We start from the raw sequence: 21,871 nt of genomic DNA on the forward strand, positions 1-21,871 counted from the left end.
GTCATCGTGAGTCACGTCGTGACTCCGGTGCCCGCGGCGCGTGACTCGTACGGAAATTGTGGCATTCTTCCGGTTGGATGACCTGCGGGGCCCCCATTGACCGCAACGACTGCTACAGGAACCCTGACCGGGCGCGAAAAGCGCAGGGCGCTGCGCCGCGCGCTCGCCGACGATCACTTCGCCGGCGCTGAACGCCTCCGGAAGTTCCTGATCTACATCGTCGAGCAGGAGATCGCGGGCCGGGGCGACGCGATCCGTGGCAAGACGATCGCGCAGGACGTCTACGACAGGACGCCCGACGATGGCTCAGACCCCGAGAATGTGGTGCGCGTGGACGCAAGACGCCTGCGTCAGCTTCTGGAACTCCATTACGAGACCGGAGGTCAGGGTGAGCCCGTGCGCATCCACCTGGACACTGGCACCTACCGCCCGCGGTTCGAGACGACCGGCAAGGCCGAGACGCCGGTAGCCCTGCGGTTCCTGAAGATGGCCAGCCTTCCGACGGCGACCTTTGCCATCGGCGGCCTCGCCGGGGGGCTGATCGGGGCGATGATGGCGCCCGCGCCGCCAGCGACCGTGGCGCCGGAGCCGGTCTCGGCCGAACGGGGCATGCTGATCGAGGAAGTGCGCCGCGATGCGATCCTCGAGAAGTCGCCAGCGGCCCTGCGGGCCGTGAACCTCGCCGATGAAGCCCGCAGCATGATCTTCCCGATCTTCGATCCCGCGCGGCAGGAAATGATCCTCTCGGTCTTTCAGCGCGCGATCGCGCTCGACCCCGACTATCACGGTGGCTACGCCGGCGCGGCACAGACCCTCGGCACGCTCGCCATGATTTCGCGGCCGGGCGAGAAGCGGGAAGCCTATGCGACGGCGGCGCGTGCGATGGCCGATGACGCGATGCGCCGGGATCCGGCGTCCGCCTGGACCCAATCCGCGCTCGCCTGGGCGGTTCTGGCCACCGGAGACCGCGACGAGGCGATCCGGCTTTCGCGCCGCGCGACCGAGCTTGCGCCGCAGGACGGCAACGTCCTCGACTTCCACGGAGCCGTCTCCCTCTTCACCGGGAATTTCGCCGAGGCGATCCGCGCCGCCGACCGCGACCACGACCGGGGCGGCAGCAACCAGCGCTTCGCCAACCGCAATATCCTCGGCGCGGCAAGCCTGCATCTCGGCAACTATCGCCAGTCCTACGAAGCCTTCGTCGAGGCCAGCCGCTACGGCGACCCGCTGAGCGCGCCGTCATTGGCCTATCAGGCCGCCGCCCTGACGGCGCTGGGCGAGACCGAAAAGGCAGGTCAGGTTCTGGCGGAGCTAGAGCGCGCCTGGCCGAACGCCAGGATCGACGTGATGCTGCGCGGCATATACGGTAACGAAACCCTCGCGGACGACGTGTTGACGCGCCTCGAAACGCTGGGCTGGAGGGCTGAAGGGACCGGGGAGTAATGGGTGCCGGAGCGCCTGCCGCCTGAAAGGCCTTCGGCTTCGTGCTGCGGAGCGTCAGCAGGGGCAAAGAGCTGGGAAAGGCCAATGCTATCGCCCAGAGTGCGCGGGCACGCCACCATTCGCGGTCAGGTCTCGATATAGGCACGGGTGCGTTGCCCGGCGAACCGGAACATTCTGGCCCGTTCAAAGGCGCGAGGTCTGGATTGCCGAATAAGTCCGCACCCGCACGCCTCAGCCCGCGTCGCGGACCTCGACCGGCGTCATCGCGGCGGCCCGCGCGATGGCCTCCCAGTCCCACGTGATCCCCAGGCCGGGCTCGGGCGAGGGGCTGGCAAGCCCGTCCGTGATGCTCAGGCTCTCCGGCGCGATCGCGCCCAGTTGCGGGATATACTCCAGCCAGGGGGCGTTCTGCACTGCGCAGACAAGGCTGACGTGCAGTTCCATCAGGAAATGCGGGCAGATCGGCACGTTGTGCGCTTCGGCCAGGTGCGCAATCTTCAGCCAGGGCGTGATCCCTCCGACCCGCGCCACATCCGCCTGCACGATCGAGCAGGCGCCCGATTGCAGGTAGTCCTTGAACTGCGACACCGAGTAGAGGCTCTCGCCGACGGCGATGGGCACATGCGTCGTCGCCGCCAGCCGCCGGTGCGTGTCGACGTCGTCCGCGGGCAGCGGCTCCTCGAACCAGGCGACGCCCGCCTCCTCGAGCACTTGCGCCCGGCGCACCGCCTCGGGCAGGGTAAAGGCCTGGTTGGCGTCGGTCATGATCTCGTAGGCCGGCCCCACCGCCTCGCGCAGCGCCAGCAGCCGCGCGCGGTCCTCGCTCAGATGCGGCCGACCGATCTTGACCTTCGAGCCGCGGAACCCCTGCGCCCGCATCGCCAGCGCGTCGTCGATCAACGCCTGCGGCTCGATATGCAGCCAGCCGCCCTCGGTCGAATAGACCGGCACCGAGGCTTTCGCCCCGCCTGCCATCTTCCACAGGGGCAGCCCGGCGCGGCAGCAGCGCAGATCCCAGAGCGCCGTGTCCACCGCCGCCAGCGCCAGCGAGGTGATCGCGCCCACCGCCGTCGCATGGGTGCGGAACAGCAGACGGTGCCAGATCTGCTGGATGCAGTCCGCGTCCTGCCCGATCAGCGCCGGGGCCAGCGTATGCTCCAGCAGCGCGACGACCGAGGGTCCGCCGGTGCCGATCGTATAGCTGTAGCCGGTGCCCACCGCGCCCTCGGCATCGGTGATGCGCACCATCGGCGTTTCCTGCCGCTCGAAACTCTGGATCGCGTCGGTGCGGCGCACCTCCGGCTCCAGGTTCACCATGAAGATCTCGACCCGGTCGATACGTGCCATCGGTTTCCCCCTCAGCTCGCGCCGGCGACCGCCGGCGACTTCAGGAAATGCGCGGCGGCACGCAGCGCATCGAAGCTGGGATCGTAGACCTGACCGAAATGGATGTAGCCGTGGTTCACCGACGGCGCGAAGTCGTAGGTGTGCGCGATCCCCGCCTGCGTCAGCCGCTTGGCCAGCCAGCGGGTGTCGTCGGCCAGGCAATCCAACTCCGCCTCGCCCAGATAGCAGGGCGGCAGCCCTTCCAGCGGCGCGCCGGTCAGATCGCCGTAGACCGGGTCCGGGTGATCCCCGAGATACCAGTCCCAGTACGTCCGCATGTTAGACGAGGTCAGCCCGTAGGTGCCGTCGCCAAAAGCCATGTGAGAGGGCGTGTCGAAACAGCGCCGGAAACAGCCGTACCACAGCAGCAATGCGGCCAGCCCCGCGCCTTCGCCCTCGTCCCGCAACCTGAGCGCGGTGGCCAGCGCCAGGTTCGCCCCCGCGCTGTCACCCGCCAGCACGATCCTCGCTCCGGGCGCCTCCGCCGCCGCCCGCCGCACCGCGGCGCAGGTAACGTCGAGCGCCGCCGGATAGGGGTTCTCGGGGGCCAGCGGATACTCGGGGCCGATCACGACATGCCCGGTCAGGACGGCAAGGTCGGTCATGATCCCGCCGTGGGTGACGGTGTCGCAATTCGCCCAGCCGCCGCCGTGGAAATAGACGATCACCAGCGACGGGTCCGCGCCTGCCTTCGGGGTGAAGCGCCGCTCGCGGTCCTCGTCGGTCACCTCGACCTCATCCGAGAGGCGTCCGGTCAGCCCGACGCGGGCGGCGCGGGACGCTTTGCGGACCTCGGGCATTCCTTCGGCCGAGAGTTCGGATTTCGGTGCCGAGAACCTCTCCGCGGCCTCCAGCAGGGCGGGGTCGGGCAGCTTGGTCATGTTCGGTTTCCTCCCGCAGACAGGATCAACCCGGGAACCGGGGGAAGTTCAAGCCCGTACATGAACTATCGGCGCTGCCGCGATGGGCGGAAACGCAACGCCCGCGCGCTGGTCCGGACGCGTGGTCTGGCGAGGCGCGCGTGGATCGGCTAGGCCGGAGCACGGGACCGCAAGGCCCGGAGAACGGAGCCAGGGACATGTCCGCCGCACCGGACCTCATCGCCATCGCGCTGCTCTTGCTGGTGCTGGTCGCCTCGCTTCTCGGCGGGCCGATCCGCACGCTGCTGCTGATGGTCGTCGGCTGGCGCCTGACCCGCCTCCTGGCGTTGCCGGCGGTAGGCGTCGGTCTTTTCGCCTGGTTCCGCTGAATGCATTCGTCGATGGAGAGCCCCGCCATGAAATATTTCAACCTCACCGGCCGCACCGCGCTTGTTACCGGCGCTCGTAGCGGCATCGGGCAGGCCATGGCCATCGCGCTGGCCGAGGCCGGGGCCGACATAGCCGGGCTCGGCTCATCGCCGATGCCCGAGACCCGCGCCGCGGTCGAGGCGCTGGGCCGCGGGTTCCACGAACTGACCGTCGACCTCGGGGCAGCCTTCGACGCCGGGGCTGTCATGGACGAGGCCGAGCAGGCGCTGGGCCCGGTCTCTATCCTGGTCAACAACGCCGGGATCATCCGCCGGCACGACATCGAAGACTACCCGACCGAGGACTGGGACGCGGTGATGACCGTGAACCTGCGCGCGGTGTTCGAACTGTCGCGCGCTGCCGCCGGCCGTATGGAGCAGGGGGGGCGGATCATCAACACCGCTTCGCTGCTGTCCTTCCAGGGAGGTATCCGCGTCGTGGCCTACACCGCCTCCAAGCACGGCATCGTCGGGGTCACCCGCGCGCTCGCCAACGAGCTTGCGCCGCGCGGCATCACCGTCAACGCCATCGCCCCCGGCTACATCGCCACCGACAACACCGCGCCGCTGCGGGCCGATCCGCAGCGCAGTGCGGAGCTCATGGCCCGGATCCCGGTGGGCCGCTTCGGCGAGCCCGAGGATCTGGCCGCCGCGACGGTCTTCCTGGCGGGACCGGGGGCGTCCTATGTCACCGGCACGGTGCTCTCGGTGGACGGTGGCTGGATGGCCCGCTGAGGCGCGATAGGCGGGGTGCGGCCACTGCGGTAAACACTCGGTGATCGCGCCATTGATCTTTGCGGAAAGCGGTCTATCGCCACAATTATTTATTTTTAATTCATGGACTTAATTGGATTCACTCGACTTCTTTGCGAGTCGGGTCGTCCTGCTCGACCCCGCTGCACGTCGCTATTTCACGGGTGAAGGAACAACTCTGGCGGAGGCGTCGTTGATCCGGCATCCCGCGCCGCTGAGCGCTGGCGATGAAGAAAGGAAGGACGACCATGAAGACCCTGAAGACGAAGCTTTTTGCTACCGCCGCTGCCGCCACCCTCGTGCTGTCGCCGCTGGCCGTCTCGGCCCAGGAAAGCTCGCTCGAAACCTCGATCGAGTCGCAGCTGCAGGGCATGGGCTTTGAAGTGTCCGATGGTGCGATGTTCACCGCGGCCGAAGTCGCCGAGATCAAGACCATTCTCGACGGCGACGAGTCCAGCGCCGAGCAGTCGCGCCAGATCGAGCAGATCCTCGACACCCGTGCGACCTGGGCGACCAACGGCGCGCAGAGCTCGGACAAGACCGTGACGCAGCAGCTGGCCGCCTATGGCTACGACGTTGATCCCGCCTCGCTGACCGACGAGCAGTCGGCCGAACTGGTCGGCATCTTCGAGAGCGAGGACTCCTTCGCCGAGCGCAAGCGTCAGATCGAGGTCACTCTGGGCGACACCGAGTACAAGGGTATCCAGTGGGGCACTGATCCGGGCTTCGATCTGGGCCTGCGCTCGCTGATCCGCAATGAGCTTGCGGGTTGGAACATGGATGTCGACGTCGATGCCCTGAGCACCGAGCAGCTGGTTGAGATCAAGGGCGTGCTCGAGGGCGAAGAGTCGCGCAATGCCCAGCAGCAGCAGATCCGGACGATCATCGCGGGCTGACCTGCTGCGCCCCGCGTTGGGGTATCATGCCAGCGCCTGCCGGGACCATTTCCCGGCAGGCGTTTTGCTGTGCAGACAGTGCGGTGAGCGCGGCCCGCAGAAGCCTGGTTTTTCGCGTTTACGAAGTTTTCACACATAACATCTGTTTAAAATCAGTGGTTTAAGGGGGTTTTCACGATGAAAAGCCGGGATTTCATGCCGGATTCGACGTGGCTCCCCTTCCGAATTTCGTCGTGCAATCCGCTTGCGCCGGGCGCCCGCCCGAATTGACCTCGCCGCGCCGCCGGTCTCATATGGGGACATGGCCGCCCGCCCGCCCCTCGAACAGCTTCTGCCCGAGTTCCGGGCGTACGCGCGCTCGCTTTGCGGACAGTCCGAGGTGGCCGAGGATCTGGTGCAGGACGCGGTGGAGCGCGCGTTGAAAAGCGGCTCCACCCCCGAGCTCCCCGAATCTTTGCGACCATGGATGTTTCGGGTGATCCGGAACTTGCACTACGACGAATTGAGGAAACTGCGGATCCGTCGGGAATATCTTGCCCGCGAGAAACGTCAGTCCGATGAACGTGGCGATTTGGATGACCGGACGCGTGACGCGCTGATCCGGTTGCATTACGAAAGACTGCCGCCCGACAAGCGCGAGGTTTTGTTCCTGGTGGACATCATGGGATTGAAATATGCCGAAGCCTCCGAGGTGATGGGGGTCGCGACAGGTACCGTCATGAGCCGGCTGAGCCGCGCCCGCCAGGCGTTGCGCGCGCGGATCGACGCCGGGGCGGACAGCCCCGCCACCGGCAGCAGGAGCGGGACCCGCAACGGATGAGCCTTTCCGAAGAAGACCTGATGCTGGTCAGCGCCTATCACGACGGCGAGCTTGACCCGGACACCGCCGCACGCTTGCGCGCCCGCCTCGGAACCGAGTCGGAGCTTCGCGCCGCACTCGATGGGGTGGCCGAGATTTCCAGCGCGCTCGGCGGTTTGCGGCCCGAGACGGTGGAGACATCCGCGCCGGTTCAATTGCCGGTCCGCCGCGGCATCCCGTGGCGGCCGCTGGCGCTGGCAGCCAGCGTGGCCATCGCTGTCGGCCTGGGCGCCTGGGGGCTGGGCGAGCGGGCCACGAGCCCCGAGACCCCGTTGGGTTGGCACCGGCATTTCACCGCCCAAGACTACGGGGGCGACGGGCTGGACGCGACAACGCGCTGGATGGGACAGGGGCCCGACCTGTCCTCTGCCGAGCTGACGCTGGTCGACATCGGCCGCGCCGACGCGGGGGCGTTGTTCCTGCACTACGCCGGGAAGAACGGCTGTCGGCTGACGTTCGGCACCCATGATGTGATGCCGGACCTGCTGGGCGGCGAGGGCTTGCTGACTGAAATCTGGTCCGCCGGGGACCTGCATTACTCGCTGCTGGCAGTGGGTATGGACGCGGACCGTTTCGCGGCGATCTCCGAACTGCTGCGCGAGGAAACCCGCGGTGCCCGGCCGGAAGAGCCGCTGATTGCCGGCGTGCGCGACGCGACGCAACGGGCGGCACCCTGCGCCTGACGGCGCAGGGCGTGTTCAGGGTCAGCGCTGCGGGAAGTTGGGCCGGTCCGTATTGTAGTGCGCGGCGAGGTAGTCGAGGATCACCTCGCGCTCGTCCTCGGGCAGTTCGGCCATGCCCTGTTCCTCGACCATCCAATCGAACAGCTTGTCCCAATTCTCGCGGCTCTTGCCTTGCTGAACCACGATCATCTCAGAATGGCAGGCGGTACAGGCGTAGAAGGTCTCCTCGACACCGGGCTCGTTCACCAGCAGACCGAAATCCTCCTCGGCTGAAGCCGGCGCCTCAGTTGCCTCATCGCCCGCCTCGGCCGAGGCGAGTTCCAGCGGGGCGGAGCTGTTGGCGTTCAGATAGGCGATCATGTCGGCCCGATCGGCGGCGTCCTTGATGCCGCGGAAGCTCATCCGAGTGCCCGGCACAGCGTCGCGCGGGTTCTCGAGAAATGCGTCTAGCCGCTCGACCGTCCAGCTGCCGCCATAGTCCTGCAACTGCTTGGAATACTTGAAGTCGTCCGCCGACGCGACGTCGCGGCCGACCACGCTCCAGAGGTTCGGGCCGACACGGCTGGCGCCGCCTTCCTCGACCGTGTGGCAGGCCTTGCACTGGCGGAACGCCTTCTCACCGGCGGCCGGATCGGCGGTTGCAAGCAACTCGTCCACGCCCTGAGCCTGAGCGGCGGGTGCAATGGGCAGGGCCGCGACGCAAGCCATGGCCAGCATCCATTTGAAATGCATGGGGTATCTTCTCCCGGAAATGGTGTGGGGGTGGCGGGAACGCCGCCACCCCGTAATGCGGCTCAGCTGACCGCCAGCCCGACGCGGTGCAGGCTGTTGTTCAGGTAGCCCTTCGGGTTCCAGTCGATGGCGAAGGGCTGAGAGACGCCCTCGCTGTCGGTGGCGCGGGCCCAGACCTCGTAGTAGCCGGCTTTCGGGAAGGTGACGTTCGCGCGCCAGTTCTGCCAGGCACCGTCGTTCGCCGGTGTATCCAGTTCGGCCTGCTGCCAGGTGGCGCCGAAGTCGATCGAGATGTCCACGCGCTCGATGGCGCGATCGCCCGACCAGGCGTGGCCGCGGACCTCGGTCTCCATCCCCGAGTTGGCGCCATTGGCGGGGAAGGTGACCAGCGACTTGACCGGCATCCGCTCGATTATGACGAAGTCCTCTTCCGGGACCTCGGTGCCCGGGGCGACCGGGTAGCCTGGCACGCGGTAGGAGGTGCCGGTCATCTTCGGCCCGTCATGGACCACGTCCCGCAGCTCGATCCGGGTCAACCATTTCTGCGAGCAGGAGCCCGGCCAGCCCGGCACCACCAGGCGCAGCGGCGCGCCGTTCATCGGGTGCAGGTCGGTGCCGTTCATCTGGAAGGCGATGAGGATGTTGTCGGTCAGCGCCTTCTCGATCGGCAGGCCGCGCGAGATCGGCAGTTTCTCGGGATCGCCCGAGAGATGCTCGTCCGCACCGTAATGTGCTGTATAGACGACGTTCGACTGCACGCCTGCAGCTTCCAGCACCTCCTTCAACCGCACGCCGGTCCACTCGGAGCAGGCGACCGCGCCGTAGGTCCACTGGTTGCCGCTTGCGGGCGGATCGAAGAAAGCGCGACCGTTGCCGCCGCACTCGATGGTCAGCGCCATCGTCACCACCTCGAAGCGCTCCTGCAACTCGGCGATGCTCAGCTCGAGCGGGGTATCGACGAGGCCATCTACGGTCAGCGTCCAGCCGTCTGCAGCGGTCTCCGGCGGAACGAGGCCGTTGTTGCGGATGAAATGCCGGTTGGTCGGCGTGATCGCGTCGTCCAGCAGTTCGGGCGGGGTTTCGGCGTTCACGGGGCGGTCGTTGAGCAGTGTCAGCCCGTCCTTGCCGGAGAGCACGTCTTCCTGGGCGAATGCGGCCGGGACGAAGCCCTGCGGCAGATTGCGCCCGAACGGGATCGTCATCCCCAGCGCCGCGGTCATCGACGCGAGGCCCGCGCCCTTCAGAAAGCCGCGGCGGGCCGGGGATGCAGCTTTCCCCTCGTCGCTGTGCGCGTCCTGCGGATCGATGTTGCCTGTTCCGTCGGGTGTCATGTTCGTCCTCCCAGAGTAGGGCCGCGTTGCCCGCGGCGTTCCACGCCATGCGGCGCTTGGGAGAGAGACGTCTGTGGCTGCGGAACTATTCCAACGGGGGGGGGCGAAATTTTCAGGCGGCCAGCGGAATGCGTAGTGTGAGGCTCGCCCCCGAGGGCATCGGGTCGATGCTCAGGCTTCCGCCGTGGTGTTCCGCGACCGAGTGCGCGATGGCGAGGCCAAGGCCGCTGCCACTGGCCGGCTGCAGTTGGGAAAAACGGCTGAAGACACTCTCGGCGTCCTCGGGGCGCAGACCCTTGCCGTCGTCCGCGACGGTTACGGTGCAATGGCCCGGCCCCAGCGCCACGCGGACCCCGACGCGGGACAGGCCGGGCCCGCCATGTCGCAGCGCGTTGTCGACCAGGTTCTTGACCGCTTCGCCGAGAAAGACCGGGTTGCCATGTATCATGCAGGGCTGGGGCGGGGTCTCGAGTTCGAACTCCAGCCCGGCTTCGAGCACCGGGCCGCCGGCGACAGCGCAGGCCTCCTCGACCAGGGCGCGGAGATCGAGCCGCTCCATGTTTTCCCCGCCGCTGCCATGGCGCAGGCGTTCGAGCGACAGCAGCTGGTTCGCGACCCGCGCGGAGTCACGAGCGGCGACGACCAGTTCGTCCAGCCGGCGGGCCTGGTCCTCGGGGGTGCGCGCATCGCGCAGGGCCTCGGCCATGGATTGCACGGCGGCGGCCGGATTGCGCAGCTGGTGCGCGGCGTCCGATATGAACACCTGGTGCGCGTCGAGGCTGCGTTTCACCTGTCCGAACAGTCGGTTGAGCGTCTCGACCACGCCCCGCACCTCGGCGGGGACCGGACGGCGGATCACGCTCAGATCGTCCGGGGAGCGGGCGGCTATGGCGTCCTGAAGATCCAGCAGCGGCCGCAGGCCGACCTGCACGCCGAACCAGACAACCAGCGCCAGCGTCGTCAGCAGCCCGCCTATCAGGGCGGCAGCGCGCAGGGCCAGTTCGTTCGCAAAGGCGGTGCGGTCGGCGATCCGCTGCCAGACGGTCACCGTCGCGTCCCCGGTGAGGTTCTCGATCGTCACCCGCTCGATTACCTGAAGCACGCGCACCGGCTCGCCCCGGTAGAGGCTTTCGAAGAAGCGCGGACTGTAACGGTCCGCGTCCCGCGCCGACAGGGTCGAGGGCGGGTAGGCGTAGCCGGTGACGTAGATCCCGCCGGGGCCGGTGGCGTGGTAGAACACCTCGCCCCCCGCCGCGTCGCCAATCAGATCGCGCGTCGAGGGCAGCAGCGCATCGCCGCCCGACACGGCCACATCGCGAGAGATCGCAAGCGCCGCAGACAGCAGCGAGCGGTCGAAGAGTTCCTCGGCGGTCTGCTGCGCGACATGGTATCGCCAGTAGCCCAGTGCCAGCGCCATCAGCAGCAACGGCCCCAGGATCAGCGTGAAGAGGCGCAGGCGCAGGGAGAGGCTGCGGGGCATCAGTCCCGCGTCTCGAGCATGTAGCCCAGCCCCCGTGCTGTGCGGATCGCGATGCCGTGCTCGGCCAGTCGGCGGCGCAGGCGCGAGACATGGGGCTCGATCGCGGTGTCGTCTACATCCGCGCCGATGCCGTAGACATGGTCGGTCAATTGCGCTTTCGAGACGATCCGCCCGCGCCGCTCCAGCAGGCATTCCAGCGTCGCCAGCTCGCGCCGGGGCAAGTCGAGCGGCTCGCCGTTTACGGTGACCTGGCGGCTGGTGCGGTCGAACTCAAGCGGGCCAAGGCGTTCGCGTGCGCCGTAGTCGAGGTTCTTGCGGCGCGAGAGGGCGCGGATGCGGGCTTCGAGCTCGTCCATCTCGAATGGCTTTACAAGGTAGTCGTCGGCCCCGGCGTCGAGACCGGTAACGCGGTCGCTGGTCTCGCTCCGGGCGGTCAGCAGGATCACCGGGGCGCCATCGCCTCGTGCGCGCAGGCGGCGCAGAACGTCGAGCCCGGTCAGGCCGGGCAGGTTGATGTCCAGTACAACGAGGTCCGCGCCTTCGCTGGCGAGGAAGGCGTCGGCCTCTTCGCCGTCGTGGATCACGTCCGCGGCATGGCCCCGGTCGCGCAGCCGGTAGGCGATGGCATTGGCCAGTGCCTCGTTGTCCTCGACGACGGCTATTCTCATGCGCCGGCTCTTTTCACTTCGTCACGCAAGCTTCACGCAAGCTTGGCCCCTCATGGTGTGCTCAAGGGCGGGGAATCAAACCCCGCCAGAGATTGTCAACATGGTCGCGTCGATACGCGCTCCGTGGTTGTCTGGTCATAAGGGAGGAAACCATGACCAAATTCAACGCCGCACGGCGTGTAGCCCTCGCCATTGCCGCAAGCACCGTCACCGTTGCGCCCGCCGCGGCCGAGGTCGACTTCAGCGGCAAGACCATCGAGTGGGTGATCCCGTTCTCGGAAACCGGCGGTTCGGCCAAGTGGGCCAACTTCTTCGCGCCGCTGCTGTCCGAGGCGCTGCCCGGCCAGCCCACTGTCGTCGTCAAGTTCATGCCCGGTGCAGGCTCGACCAAGGGCGCGAACTGGTTCCAGGAGCAGGAGCACGAGGACGGCACTCTGCTGTTCGGCTCGTCCGGCTCGACCCAGTTTCCCTATCTGCTGGACGATCCGCGTGTGCGCTACGAGTACTCGGACTGGAACCCGGTGATGGCCACCGGCACCGGCGGCGTGGCCTATCTGAACGCCGAGGACGGCGCGAAGTTCGACGGCTCGGCCAACGCGCTCAAGGACATCGACTTCATTTACGGCAGCCAGGGCGCGACGCGCCTGGACCTGGTGCCGCTGCTCGCCTGGGAAATGCTGGGCATGAACGTAGAGCCGGTCTTCGGCATCAAGGGCCGCGGTGACGGCCGCCTGATGTTCGAGCGCGGCGAGGCGACGATCGATTACCAGACCTCGTCGGGCTACCTGGGCGGCTCGACCGCGCTGGTCGAATCCGGCGCCGCCGTGCCGATGATGACCTGGGGCGCGCTGGACGACGACGGCAACATCGTCCGAGACCCGACCTTCCCGGACATCCCGACCTTCAAGGAGGTCTGCGAGGCGACCGATGGCTGTGAGACCTCGGGCGATGCCTGGGACGCGTGGAAAGCCTTCTTCGTGGCCGGTTTCCCGTCGCAGAAGATCGCCTTCCTGCCGCAGGGTACCCCGCAGGACGTGATCGACACCTATGTCGCTGCCTTCGAGGCCGTCCGCGCCCGCGACGACTTTGCCGAGATCGCAGCCAAGCAGGTCGGCCAGTACCCGATGTTCGTCGGTGCCGGCGCCCAAAAGGCCGTCGGCTCTGCCACCACCGTTCCCGACACCGCGAAGGCCTATGTGCTGGAGTGGCTCGCGGAAGCCTATGGCGTCGTGCTGAATTAACGACGTCGGCGCGCCCCGGTCCTCCCCCAACTCATCGGGGCGCGCCCCCCCTCCTTCTTTCCACATTTCTGAACGAAAGCGGCTCCGATGGAGATTTTCGCGACCGCCCTGCCTGCGCTTGGCGAGGCATGGGCCCTGATCCTGCAACCCGTCGTACTGGGATACCTGCTGCTGGGCGTCGTCATGGGCCTGGCAGTCGGTGTCTTTCCGGGGCTGGGCGGCATCGCGGGCCTGTCATTGCTGCTGCCGTTCATGTTTGGCATGGACCCGGTCCTCGGGCTTGCACTGATGATCGGCATGGTCGCGGTCGTCCCGACCTCGGATACGTTCGCCAGCGTCTTGATGGGCATCCCCGGATCGTCGGCATCGCAGGCCACGGTCCTCGACGGGTTTCCGATGGCCAAGAAGGGCGAAGCGGCGCGGGCGCTGTCGGCGGCCTTCGCGTCTTCATTGTTCGGCGGGCTTGTCGGCGCGGCGTTCCTGACCGCTTTCATCCTTGTCGCACGGCCCATCGTGCTGGCCTTCGGCCTGCCCGAGATGCTGATGATCACCATCCTGGGCCTGTCGATGGTCGCGGTTCTCGCCGGCCGCGTCGCGCTCAAGGGCCTGGCGGCCGCGGGCCTTGGCATGATGATCGGCACCATCGGCGAGGCCGACGCGGGCGGCAGCCTGCGCATGGCAACCTATGACATTCCGTACCTGACCGACGGCCTACAACTGGTGATCGTCGGCCTCGGTATCTTCGCGGTGCCCGAGATCGTATCTCTGCTGCGGCAGGACCGCTCGATCGCGCAGGGCGCGGAACTGGGCGGAGGCTGGCTCGACGGTGTGCGCGACTGGTTCGCGAACCTGTGGTTGTCGGTGCGTTGCTCGCTGATCGGCGTCGTGGTCGGCGTGATCCCGGGCCTCGGCGGTTCTGTCGTCGACTGGATCGCCTATGGCCACGCAGTGCAGACCACCAAGGACAAGTCCAACTTCGGCAAAGGCGAAGTGCGCGGCGTGATCGGGCCCGAGAGCTCGAACAACGCCAAGGAGGGCGGCGGGCTGGTCCCGACGCTGCTGTTCGGCATTCCCGGCTCGGGGTCGATGGCGATCTTCATCGGCGCGGTCGCGCTGTTGGGTTCGGGTGACATCGAGGTCGGCCCGAACATGCTGAAGGACAATCTCGACATCACCTATTCGATCGTCTGGCTGCTGGCGCTCGCCAACGTGCTGGGCACGGTGCTGTGCATCGCCGCCTCGGGCGGCATTGCCAAGCTGACGACGATCCGGTTCACCTATCTAGCGCCGTTCCTTTTCATGCTGATCGGCTTCGCGGCGTTCCAGTCGGGCCAGAACTTCGAGGACCTGCTGGCGCTGTTCGTGATCGGCCTGATCGGCATCTTCCTGCGCCGCTTCGACTGGTCGCGCCCGGCCTTCCTGATCGGCTTCGTGTTGTCGAATCCGGTCGAGAAGTTCACCAATCAGGCATTCCAGATTGCCAGCTTCCGGTTCCGCAAGAGCTTCGAGGAAGGCATCGACTACATCTTCAGCCCGATTGTCATCGTGCTGTTGATCATCACCGTGGTCTCGGTCGTGCTGGGGATCCGCCAGGCCAAGACCATCATGGCCGAGGGCGAGGTCGCCTCGGGCTCCAAGCGCGCGCCGCTGGTGTTCCTTCTGATGATCATGGCCTACCTGGTCGTCGCGCTGGTCAACGCCAACGCAATCCCCGACTACAACATGACCGACAAGATCATCCCGCTGGTCGTGGGCGGCTTCTCGCTGTTCTGCTGCCTGATCCTGCTGGTGCAGATGATCCGCCGTCCCGAGGGCGACGTGGTCTTCGCCGACAAGGAAGCCTCCGGTGAGGACGCCAACGCACCGCATGGGCTGTGGTCGACGCTGGCCTGGTTCGCCGCGCTGATCGCAGGGACCTTCGTTGTCGGCTTCATCCTGGCGCTGGTCGGCTTCCTGATCTCGTTCCTGAAAGTTCGTGCCGGGGCCGGCTGGGGCAAGACGCTGCTGCTGACCGCCTGCGGCATCGCCTTCATGTGCCTGATGGCCGGGGCACTGAACCGCGACTTCCCCCCGGGCCTGCTGCAGGAGGCGGTGGATCTGCCGTGGCCGCTGAAATGACCCAGACCGGTATTCCCTTCATCTTCATGCGCGGCGGCACGTCTCGCGGGCCCTACTTCAACCGCGCGGACCTGCCCGAGGACCTCGAAACCCTCGCCGAAGTTCTGATCGCCGCCGTCGGCTCGGGCCATCCGCTGAACATCGACGGGATCGGGGGCGGCGCGGCGGTGACGACCAAGGTCGCCATGCTTTCGCCCTCGACCGAGGCGGATGCGGATATCGACTATTTCTTTGCGCAGGTCTCGGTCGAGGACCGGCTGGTAGACTTCAAGCCGACCTGCGGGAACATCATGTCCGGCGTCGGCCCGGCCGCCATCGAGATGGGCCTGATCGCGCCCGCCGGTGACGAGACCGAGGTCCGCATCCGTGCGGTGAACACCGGCGCGCGGGTGCTGGCGCGGGTGCATACCCCCGGCGGCAGGCTGACCTACGAGGGCGGCACTGCCATTGCCGGCGTGCCCGGCACCGCCGCGTCCGTTGCGCTGACTTTCCAGGGCGTCGTCGGCTCTTCGACCGGGTCCTTCCTGCCGACCGGGAACCTTCGGGATCAGATCGACGGGATCGAGGTCACCTGCATGGACGTGGCGATGCCGATGGTCATTGCCCGTGCCGAGGATTTCGGCCTGACCGGGTACGAAAGCGTGGCCGAACTGGACGCCAACCGCGATTTCTTCGCTCGTATGGAGGCGGTGCGCCTGAAGGCGGGCGCGCTGATGGGCATGGGCGACATCGCGAAGTCGGTGACCCCGAAGTTCGGCCTGCTGGCCCCGGCCAAGGCGGGCGGGACCGTTGCGGTGCGGTATTTCATGCCGTGGAACACGCATCCAGCGATGGCGGTGACAGGGGCACAGTGCCTTGCCTCCTGCGCGCTGACGCCGGGCGCAGTCTCGGACGGGCTGCTGGAGCGGCCCGCGACCAGCCCAGCAAAGGTGGTGCTGGAGCATGCCTCGGGCACCATCGAGGTGCTGGTGGATTTCAACGCTGAGGGCGGGTTCTCGATGAACGCCGCCGGGCTGGTGCGTACCGCGCGCAAGCTTGCGGACGGCAAGGTCTACGTGCCTGCTTCGGTCTGGGCCGGTCCGGACGTTTCGGCAAGCGAACTCGTGACGACGGAGGCTTGACGAAAGGCCGGGCAGGACGCAGTATACTATTGCATACCGGAGGCCGTCGATGTCGAACTATCTGTCGGAACACCTTCAGATCGCGCGGGACGAGCTGCGTGCCGCCCGCGCCCTTCTGCAACGAGAAGTCCAGGATTACCCGATGCCGATCGCCGGCTGCGACCAGCAGTACAACCACATACGCGCGCAGCTCGACCAGGTGCGGACCGCGCTCGCCGTTCTGGAGCGCGACACGTGAAGGTTCACATTCTCGACGACTGGTTTGACACCCTACGCGGCCTTCCATGCTTCTCGAAGCTGCAGGGCCATGACGTCACTATCTGGACCGACCATACCGAGGAAGTGGAGGTTCTGGCCGAGCGTCTGGCCGAGGCCGAGGCGCTGGTCCTGTTCCGCGAGCGGACCAAGGTCACACGGCCGCTGCTGGAGCGGTTGCCGAACCTGCGCCTGATCTCTCAGCGCAGCGTCTATCCGCATGTTGACGTGCCCGCCTGCACCGACAACGGCGTTCTGCTGTGCTCCAACATGCACGGGGGCACGCCGTCCTATGCGGCGGCGGAACTGACCTTTGCGCTGATCCTTGCAGGGATGCGGGATCTGCCGGGGCAGATGGCCTCGGTCAAGGCGGGGCACTGGCAGGCGGGCGTGGGCAAGACGCTACGGGGCCGGACACTGGGGCTCTATGGCTATGGCCGGATCGCCACGGCGGTGGCGGGCTATGCACGGGCCTTCGGGATGAACGTGCTGTGGTGGGCCTCGGACGAGGGGCGGGCGCGGGCGCTAGCTGATGGCGAGCCGGTGGCCGAGAGCCGCGCGGCCTTCTTCGGCGGCTGCGACGTGGTCTCGCTCCATCTGCGGCTGAAGCCCGGAACGACGGGCATCGTGACCGGGGACGACCTGGCCCGGATGCGGCCCGATGCTTTGCTGGTGAATACCTCGCGTGCCGGGCTGATTGCGCCGGGCGCGCTGCTCGAGGCGCTGAACGCCGGGCGTCCCGGCAAGGCAGCCATCGATGTCTTTGACGTCGAACCGCTGACCGATCCCACCGACCCGTTGCTGGCGCACCCGAACCTTATCGCGACGCCGCATATCGGTTTCGTTACCGAGGATGAGTTTGATCTGCAGTTCGCCGACATCTTCGATCAGGTGAACGCTTACGCGGAGGGGCAGCCCATCCACATGATCAATCCCGAGGTATGGGCCCCTTCGGCCTGAGCAGCCGCGCGATCACCGGGGCCCCTGCGATCACCAGAACGATCCGCGTCAGGTGATGCGCGACCACGAAGCCGAGATCCGCGCCCGCGACGATGGCCAGCACCGTCATTTCGGCCTGCCCGCCGGGTGCGTAGGCCAGGAAGGCCTCGACCGGCGGGGCGAGGCCGAGACTGGTCGCGGCCCAGCCGAAAGCGGCGGCGATGGCCGCGAGGATCAGCACGAAGGCGGCCCCGGCAGCGATCACGCGGCGCAGTTCGGTGACGGTTATGCCGACGTAGTGGACGCCGATGCCGACGCCAATGAAGAACTGCGCGGCCAGGATCGCCTCGGCGGGCGGGCGGGCGTGCAGCAGGTTGCCCAGCGACAGTGCAGTTGCGACGATCATCGGGCCGAGGATCGACGCACCGAAGAGGCCCAGCCGCTCGCCGCCTTTCCAGCCGATAATGGCTGCCGCGACCATCAACGCCAACTCGCGCAGGGGTAAGGCCGCGGCGGGCTCGCCGATCGGGTTGCTCAGCGACTGGCCGTAGAATTGCACCAGCAGGATCGGCGCGACGGTCACGATGATCAGCACCCGGGTCGCGTGGATCAGCGAAAGGATGCGCGGATTGCCCCCGGCTTCGGCGCCGAAGATGATCATGTCCTGCGAGCCGCCGGGCATGGCACTGTAGTAGGCGGTGATGGTGTCAAAGCCGCAGACTCGCCGGAAGAACGGCACGCCGATCAGCGCGATCAGGGTGACGAACACCGGCACAAGCGCAACCGAGGCCGCCATCTGCGGTAATTGACCCACCACCGCAGGCGTGATCGACGCCCCCACCGCGACGCCCAGGATCGTACGCGCGCCGACCGACACTTGCCCGAAACCCTTCAGCTTCGCGCCCGCCAGCGCGGCGATCAGGCAGCCGGTCATCGGGCCGAACAGGAAGGGCAGGGGCAGGCCGGCGGCCCAGAACGCGGCAGTTCCTGCGATGGCGACGGCAAGGGTCAGAAGGCGGGCAAGGGAATCGGTCTTAAGCAATGTGGCCTCGGGCTTTCGCATGAGGTTGACGTGTTTGCATCCATATGTATACAGGTGGATACAGAATGCAAGGATAGACCATGCCCCGCACCGACGAGACAGACAGCACCGCCGATGGCCCGCAGGGCAGCCAGACCTATCGCGCCTTGATCGAGGAGATTCGCACCGGGCGCCTGCGCCCCGGCGATCGCCTGCGCGAGACAGAACTGGCCGAGCGCCTGGGCGTCAGCCGGACCCCGGTGCGCGAGGCGATCCGCCAACTGGAGGCCGACGGGCTGGTTGCTCATGCCCCCCGGCAAGGCGCGACCGTGCGCAAGCTCGACTACGCCGAGGTGATGGAGTTGTACGAGATGCGCGCCGTGCTCGAAGGCACCGCCGCGCGGCTTGCCGCGCATGCGGCGCTGGACATCGAGATCGAGGAACTGGCCTCGGTAAACGTGGCGCTGGGCAGGGCGGAAAGCGCCGAGGAAGCGTTCCGTCTGAACCGCTCGTTCCACGCCGCGCTGCTGGACGCTGCGAAGAACCGCTTTCTGCACAAGTCAATGAGCAGCCTGTCCAAGGCGCTGATGATCCTCGGGCCGACGACGCTGTCCGAGACCGAGCGCTTCGCCTCGGCCGTGCAGGAGCACGAGGCGGTGCTGGAGGCGCTGAAGGCGCGCGACGGGCTGGCCGCCGAGCAGCGTATGCGGGCGCATATAGAAGCCTCGCAGCGGGTGCGCATCCGCGCCCTGCGCGAGGCGGCCGCCGAAGGAGATGGCGAATGACCGAAGCACCTGACGTTCTGGTGATCGGCGGCGGCAACGCCGCCCTGTGCGCCGCGATCACGGCCGCCGAGGCGGGCGCTCGTGTGCTGATCCTGGAAACCGCGCCGAAACCCTATCGCGGCGGCAACTCGCGCCACACGCGGAACTTTCGCTGCATGCATGGGGGCCCGCTGGGTCCGCTGACCGACAGCTATACCGAGGACGAGTACTTCGCCGACCTGATGAAGGTCACCGGCGGAAAGACCGACGAGGGGCTGGCGCGGCTGGCGATCCGCACCTCGGAGGAATGCTTGCCCTGGATGGAGGAACATGGCGTCCGCTTCCAGCCCTCGCTGTCGGGCACGCTGTCGCTGGCTCGGACCAACGCCTTCTTTCTGGGCGGCGGCAAGAGCCTGGTGAACGCCTACTACCGCACCGCCGCGGCACTGGGCGTAGAGGTGCTGTACGAAGCGGCCGTCACGCATCTGGAGCTGGACGGCGACCGGATCGATCGGGTGGACTACACACACAACGGGCAGGGACACAGCGTCTCACCAAAGTCGGTGGTCGTGGCCTCGGGCGGATTTCAGGCGGATACCGAATGGCTCACCCGCGCCTGGGGCCCGGCGGCAAAGAACTTCCTGATCCGGGGCACCCCCTACAACCGGGGTGTCGTGCTGGCGGACCTGCTGGATCAGGGCGTCGAGAGCGTCGGCGACCCGACCCAGTGCCATGCCGTCGCCATCGACGGGCGCGCGCCCAAGTTCGACGGCGGGATCGTCACCCGGCTCGACTGCGTGCCGTTCTCGGTCGTGGTGAACAAGGACGCGCAGCGCTTTTATGACGAGGGCGAGGACGTCTGGCCCAAGCGCTACGCGATCTGGGGCCGGCTGGTCGCCGCGCAACCCGAGCAGGTGGGCTATGTCATCATCGACGCCAAGTCGCTGGAACTGTTCATGCCCTCGGTCTTTCCGCCGATCAAGGCGGACACGCTGGAAGAACTGGCCGAGAAGATGGACCTGCCCCCCGCCGCCCTGCGGGAGACGGTGGACGGGTTCAATGCGGCCTGCGGCGATACCTCCGCCTTCCATCCGACCGAGCTTGACGGCGTCGCGACGTCGGGACTGGAGCCGCCCAAGACCAACTGGGCGCGGCCGATCGATAGGCCGCCCTTCTACGGCTACTCGCTGCGCACCGGCGTCACCTTCACCTATCTCGGCCTGAAGGTCGACGAGACCGCGCAATGCTCCACCAGCGCCGGCCCGATCCGGAACCTCTGGGCCGCGGGCGAGACCATGGCCGGCTCGATCCTGGGCCAGGGCTATCTCGCCGGCTTCGGCATGACCATCGGAACCGTCTTCGGACGCATCGCAGGCCGGGAGGCCGCCGCCCATGCAAGCTGAACTTCTTCAGGAAGCCCGCCGCCAGGTGGAAATCTGCAATGCCTGCCGCTATTGCGAGGGCTATTGCGCCGTCTTTCCCGCCTTGCACCGCGAACGCGCCTTCGCGGATGGGGACCTGACGCAACTGGCGAACCTCTGCCACAACTGCCGGGGCTGCTACTACGCCTGCCAGTACACCACGCCGCACGAGTTCGACCTGAACCTGCCGCAGGCGCTGGCGGAAGTGCGCCAGGCCAGTTGGGAGGACTTCGCCTGGCCCGGCGTTCTCGCCCGTGCCTTCCAGCGCAACGCGCTGATGGTGGCGCTGGCGACGGTCATCGGCTTCGCCGTGCTACTCTGGGTCGCGCGGACCTTCCTGCCGTCGGGTGGCGAGGGGTTCTATGCCGTCATGGCGCACGGCACCATGGTCGCGATCTTCCTGCCCGCCTTTCTTCTGCCGCTGGCAAGCCTTGCCGTCGGGCTGCGCCGCTACTGGCAGGCCACGGGCGGCGGCGACGTTCAGCTGTCGGACCTGAAGGACGCGTTGGGATTGGTCGCGAAGATGCGCAACCTTGCCGGTGGGCATGGCGACGGCTGCAATTTCGAGGACGAGGACCGGTTCAGCCAGGGCCGGCGGCACACGCACCAGGCGGTGATGTACGGCTTCCTGTTGTGCTTCGCCTCGACCAGTGTGGCGACGCTGATGCATTACGGATTGGGCCGGCACGCGCCCTATGCGTTCTGGTCCGCACCCAAGCTGCTGGGGGTCTCGGGCGGACTGCTGATGGTGTTGGGCTGTGCCGGGATGATCGCGCTGAAGCTGAAGGCGGACCGCAACTTGGGCGCGCCCTCGGCCTGGAGCGGAGAGATCGCGTTCATCCTGCTGCTCGGCTTTGTCGGGCTGAGCGGGCTGGCACTCTATGCGCTGGGGCAGACGGCGGCGATGCCGGCGCTTCTGGTGGCGCATCTCGGCGCCGTGCTGGCCTTCTTTCTGCTGACCCCTTTCACCAAGATGGCGCACGGGTTCTACCGTCTGGCGGCGCTGGTCCGCGAAGCGGCCAACGCACGCCGGACGGCAGGCTGACCGCTCAGAGCGCGGCGGTCACGATGAATTCGACCCGGTAGCCGGGCGTGGCGAGCTTGGCTTCGCCGCAGGCCCGGACCGGCGGGTTTGCCGGGTCGATCCAGGCGTCGTAGATCGCGTTCATCTCGGCGAAATCGGCCATGTCGGCCAGCCAGACGATGACCTGCAGCGCTTTCGACTTGTCGGTGCCGGCGCGCTCCAGCAGTGCGTCAACAGAGGCCAGCGCGTCGCGGGTCTGTGTGGCGAGGTCGGCGTTCTCGGTGCCGACCTGACCGGCGAGGTAAACGGTGTTGCCGTGGATGGTGACCTGGCTCATGCGGCTGCCGGCGTCGAGACGGGTGATGGACATGGAATGCTCCGTTGGTGTGAATTCGCGCAACTCATAGCGCTGCGTGCGGGGCAGGGGAATGGGCCTGCGCCGGAGCTG

General features: G+C 67.3%; 22 protein-coding genes. 14 read left to right on the plus strand and 8 right to left on the minus strand.

The annotated features are described in order from the left end of the window. Positions 1 to 96: 96 nt before the first annotated feature. Complete coding sequence (locus tag ACW9UR_RS23420; protein ID WP_458919504.1) at positions 97 to 1,443, plus strand: tetratricopeptide repeat protein; 1,347 nt, start codon at positions 97 to 99, stop codon at positions 1,441 to 1,443. Positions 1,444 to 1,674: 231 nt separating this feature from the next. Here the strand turns inward: ACW9UR_RS23420 and ACW9UR_RS23425 are convergent, their stop codons facing one another. Both ACW9UR_RS23425 and ACW9UR_RS23430 read right to left on the minus strand, forming a co-directional pair. Continuing rightward, positions 1,675 to 2,790 (minus strand): mandelate racemase/muconate lactonizing enzyme family protein, encoded by a 1,116-nt coding sequence (locus ACW9UR_RS23425; protein WP_458919505.1) that lies wholly within the window; start codon positions 2,788 to 2,790, stop codon positions 1,675 to 1,677. 11 nt (positions 2,791 to 2,801) lie between these two features. Further along, a complete protein-coding gene (locus tag ACW9UR_RS23430; RefSeq protein ID WP_458919506.1) occupies positions 2,802 to 3,710 on the minus strand; it encodes an alpha/beta hydrolase in 909 nt (302 codons plus the stop codon). Between the two features lie 197 nt (positions 3,711 to 3,907). Between ACW9UR_RS23430 and ACW9UR_RS23435 the strand changes: the two genes are divergently transcribed. The 5 genes from ACW9UR_RS23435 to ACW9UR_RS23455 all read left to right on the plus strand — a co-directional run bounded on the left by ACW9UR_RS23435 (position 3,908) and on the right by ACW9UR_RS23455 (position 7,308). Beyond that, entirely contained in the window at positions 3,908 to 4,078 is a 171-nt protein-coding gene (locus tag ACW9UR_RS23435) for a hypothetical protein (RefSeq protein WP_458919507.1), read from the plus strand. Between the two features lie 27 nt (positions 4,079 to 4,105). Further along, positions 4,106 to 4,852 carry a 2-dehydro-3-deoxy-D-gluconate 5-dehydrogenase KduD gene (gene kduD, locus ACW9UR_RS23440; protein ID WP_458919508.1) on the plus strand — a complete coding sequence of 249 codons (747 nt, stop codon included), beginning with the start codon at positions 4,106 to 4,108 and terminating at the stop codon, positions 4,850 to 4,852. Positions 4,853 to 5,118: 266 nt separating this feature from the next. Next, the gene (locus ACW9UR_RS23445; protein WP_458919509.1) at positions 5,119 to 5,766 is read left to right on the plus strand and encodes a hypothetical protein; all 648 of its coding nucleotides are present in this window, start codon (positions 5,119 to 5,121) and stop codon (positions 5,764 to 5,766) included. A gap of 301 nt (positions 5,767 to 6,067) precedes the next feature. Beyond that, a complete protein-coding gene (locus ACW9UR_RS23450; protein ID WP_458919510.1) occupies positions 6,068 to 6,586 on the plus strand; it encodes an RNA polymerase sigma factor in 519 nt (172 codons plus the stop codon). Next, the gene (locus ACW9UR_RS23455; RefSeq protein ID WP_458919511.1) at positions 6,583 to 7,308 is read left to right on the plus strand and encodes an anti-sigma factor; all 726 of its coding nucleotides are present in this window, start codon (positions 6,583 to 6,585) and stop codon (positions 7,306 to 7,308) included. Before ACW9UR_RS23450 ends, ACW9UR_RS23455 begins: the two co-directional genes overlap by 4 nt. Before the next feature lie 21 nt (positions 7,309 to 7,329). Here the strand turns inward: ACW9UR_RS23455 and ACW9UR_RS23460 are convergent, their stop codons facing one another. From ACW9UR_RS23460 to ACW9UR_RS23475, 4 genes are all read right to left on the minus strand, one after another. Further along, positions 7,330 to 8,040, minus strand: coding sequence for a c-type cytochrome (locus ACW9UR_RS23460; RefSeq protein WP_458919512.1), 711 nt, complete (start codon positions 8,038 to 8,040; stop codon positions 7,330 to 7,332). A gap of 62 nt (positions 8,041 to 8,102) precedes the next feature. Continuing rightward, the gene (locus tag ACW9UR_RS23465; protein WP_458919513.1) at positions 8,103 to 9,371 is read right to left on the minus strand and encodes a sulfite oxidase; all 1,269 of its coding nucleotides are present in this window, start codon (positions 9,369 to 9,371) and stop codon (positions 8,103 to 8,105) included. Between the two features lie 112 nt (positions 9,372 to 9,483). Then, positions 9,484 to 10,851: a sensor histidine kinase gene (locus tag ACW9UR_RS23470; RefSeq protein WP_458919514.1), complete on the minus strand. Its 1,368-nt coding sequence runs from the start codon at positions 10,849 to 10,851 to the stop codon at positions 9,484 to 9,486. Further along, entirely contained in the window at positions 10,851 to 11,519 is a 669-nt protein-coding gene (locus ACW9UR_RS23475) for a response regulator transcription factor (RefSeq protein ID WP_458919515.1), read from the minus strand. The genes ACW9UR_RS23470 and ACW9UR_RS23475 overlap by 1 nt, the downstream gene beginning before the upstream one ends. A gap of 152 nt (positions 11,520 to 11,671) precedes the next feature. On the opposite strand from ACW9UR_RS23475, the gene ACW9UR_RS23480 reads away from it, so the two are divergent. The 5 genes from ACW9UR_RS23480 to ACW9UR_RS23500 all read left to right on the plus strand — a co-directional run bounded on the left by ACW9UR_RS23480 (position 11,672) and on the right by ACW9UR_RS23500 (position 17,214). Then, positions 11,672 to 12,760 (plus strand): tricarboxylate transporter, encoded by a 1,089-nt coding sequence (locus tag ACW9UR_RS23480; protein ID WP_458919516.1) that lies wholly within the window; start codon positions 11,672 to 11,674, stop codon positions 12,758 to 12,760. An 87-nt stretch (positions 12,761 to 12,847) separates the two neighbouring features. Beyond that, positions 12,848 to 14,878, plus strand: coding sequence for a tripartite tricarboxylate transporter permease (locus tag ACW9UR_RS23485; protein ID WP_458919517.1), 2,031 nt, complete (start codon positions 12,848 to 12,850; stop codon positions 14,876 to 14,878). Then, entirely contained in the window at positions 14,875 to 15,999 is a 1,125-nt protein-coding gene (locus ACW9UR_RS23490) for a 4-oxalomesaconate tautomerase (protein ID WP_458919564.1), read from the plus strand. The genes ACW9UR_RS23485 and ACW9UR_RS23490 overlap by 4 nt, the downstream gene beginning before the upstream one ends. Positions 16,000 to 16,048: 49 nt before the next feature. Then, positions 16,049 to 16,237 (plus strand): hypothetical protein, encoded by a 189-nt coding sequence (locus tag ACW9UR_RS23495; protein WP_458919518.1) that lies wholly within the window; start codon positions 16,049 to 16,051, stop codon positions 16,235 to 16,237. After that, on the plus strand, positions 16,234 to 17,214 hold the full coding sequence (locus ACW9UR_RS23500) for a D-2-hydroxyacid dehydrogenase family protein (protein WP_458919519.1): 981 nt from the start codon (positions 16,234 to 16,236) through the stop codon (positions 17,212 to 17,214). The genes ACW9UR_RS23495 and ACW9UR_RS23500 overlap by 4 nt, the downstream gene beginning before the upstream one ends. Here ACW9UR_RS23500 and ACW9UR_RS23505 read toward each other — a convergent pair. Next, positions 17,183 to 18,235 (minus strand): AbrB family transcriptional regulator, encoded by a 1,053-nt coding sequence (locus tag ACW9UR_RS23505; protein ID WP_458919520.1) that lies wholly within the window; start codon positions 18,233 to 18,235, stop codon positions 17,183 to 17,185. The two genes, ACW9UR_RS23500 and ACW9UR_RS23505, sit on opposite strands and share 32 nt — an antisense overlap. An 80-nt stretch (positions 18,236 to 18,315) precedes the next feature. Here ACW9UR_RS23505 and ACW9UR_RS23510 point away from each other — a divergent pair, with 80 nt between their 5' ends. Genes ACW9UR_RS23510 through tcuB form a run of 3 tightly spaced genes read left to right on the plus strand, consistent with a single transcriptional unit; the run spans position 18,316 to position 21,444 of the window. After that, positions 18,316 to 18,999 (plus strand): GntR family transcriptional regulator, encoded by a 684-nt coding sequence (locus ACW9UR_RS23510; protein WP_458919521.1) that lies wholly within the window; start codon positions 18,316 to 18,318, stop codon positions 18,997 to 18,999. Beyond that, the gene (tcuA, locus tag ACW9UR_RS23515) at positions 18,996 to 20,381 is read left to right on the plus strand and encodes an FAD-dependent tricarballylate dehydrogenase TcuA (RefSeq protein WP_458919522.1); all 1,386 of its coding nucleotides are present in this window, start codon (positions 18,996 to 18,998) and stop codon (positions 20,379 to 20,381) included. The genes ACW9UR_RS23510 and tcuA overlap by 4 nt, the downstream gene beginning before the upstream one ends. Beyond that, positions 20,371 to 21,444, plus strand: a complete 1,074-nt coding sequence (gene tcuB / locus ACW9UR_RS23520) for a tricarballylate utilization 4Fe-4S protein TcuB (protein WP_458919523.1) — start codon at positions 20,371 to 20,373, stop codon at positions 21,442 to 21,444. Before tcuA ends, tcuB begins: the two co-directional genes overlap by 11 nt. A 4-nt stretch (positions 21,445 to 21,448) precedes the next feature. Here tcuB and ACW9UR_RS23525 read toward each other — a convergent pair whose 3' ends face one another. Next, entirely contained in the window at positions 21,449 to 21,793 is a 345-nt protein-coding gene (locus ACW9UR_RS23525; protein ID WP_458919524.1) for a RidA family protein, read from the minus strand. Positions 21,794 to 21,871 lie beyond the last annotated feature (78 nt).

The organism is Halovulum sp. GXIMD14794, assembly GCF_054457455.1.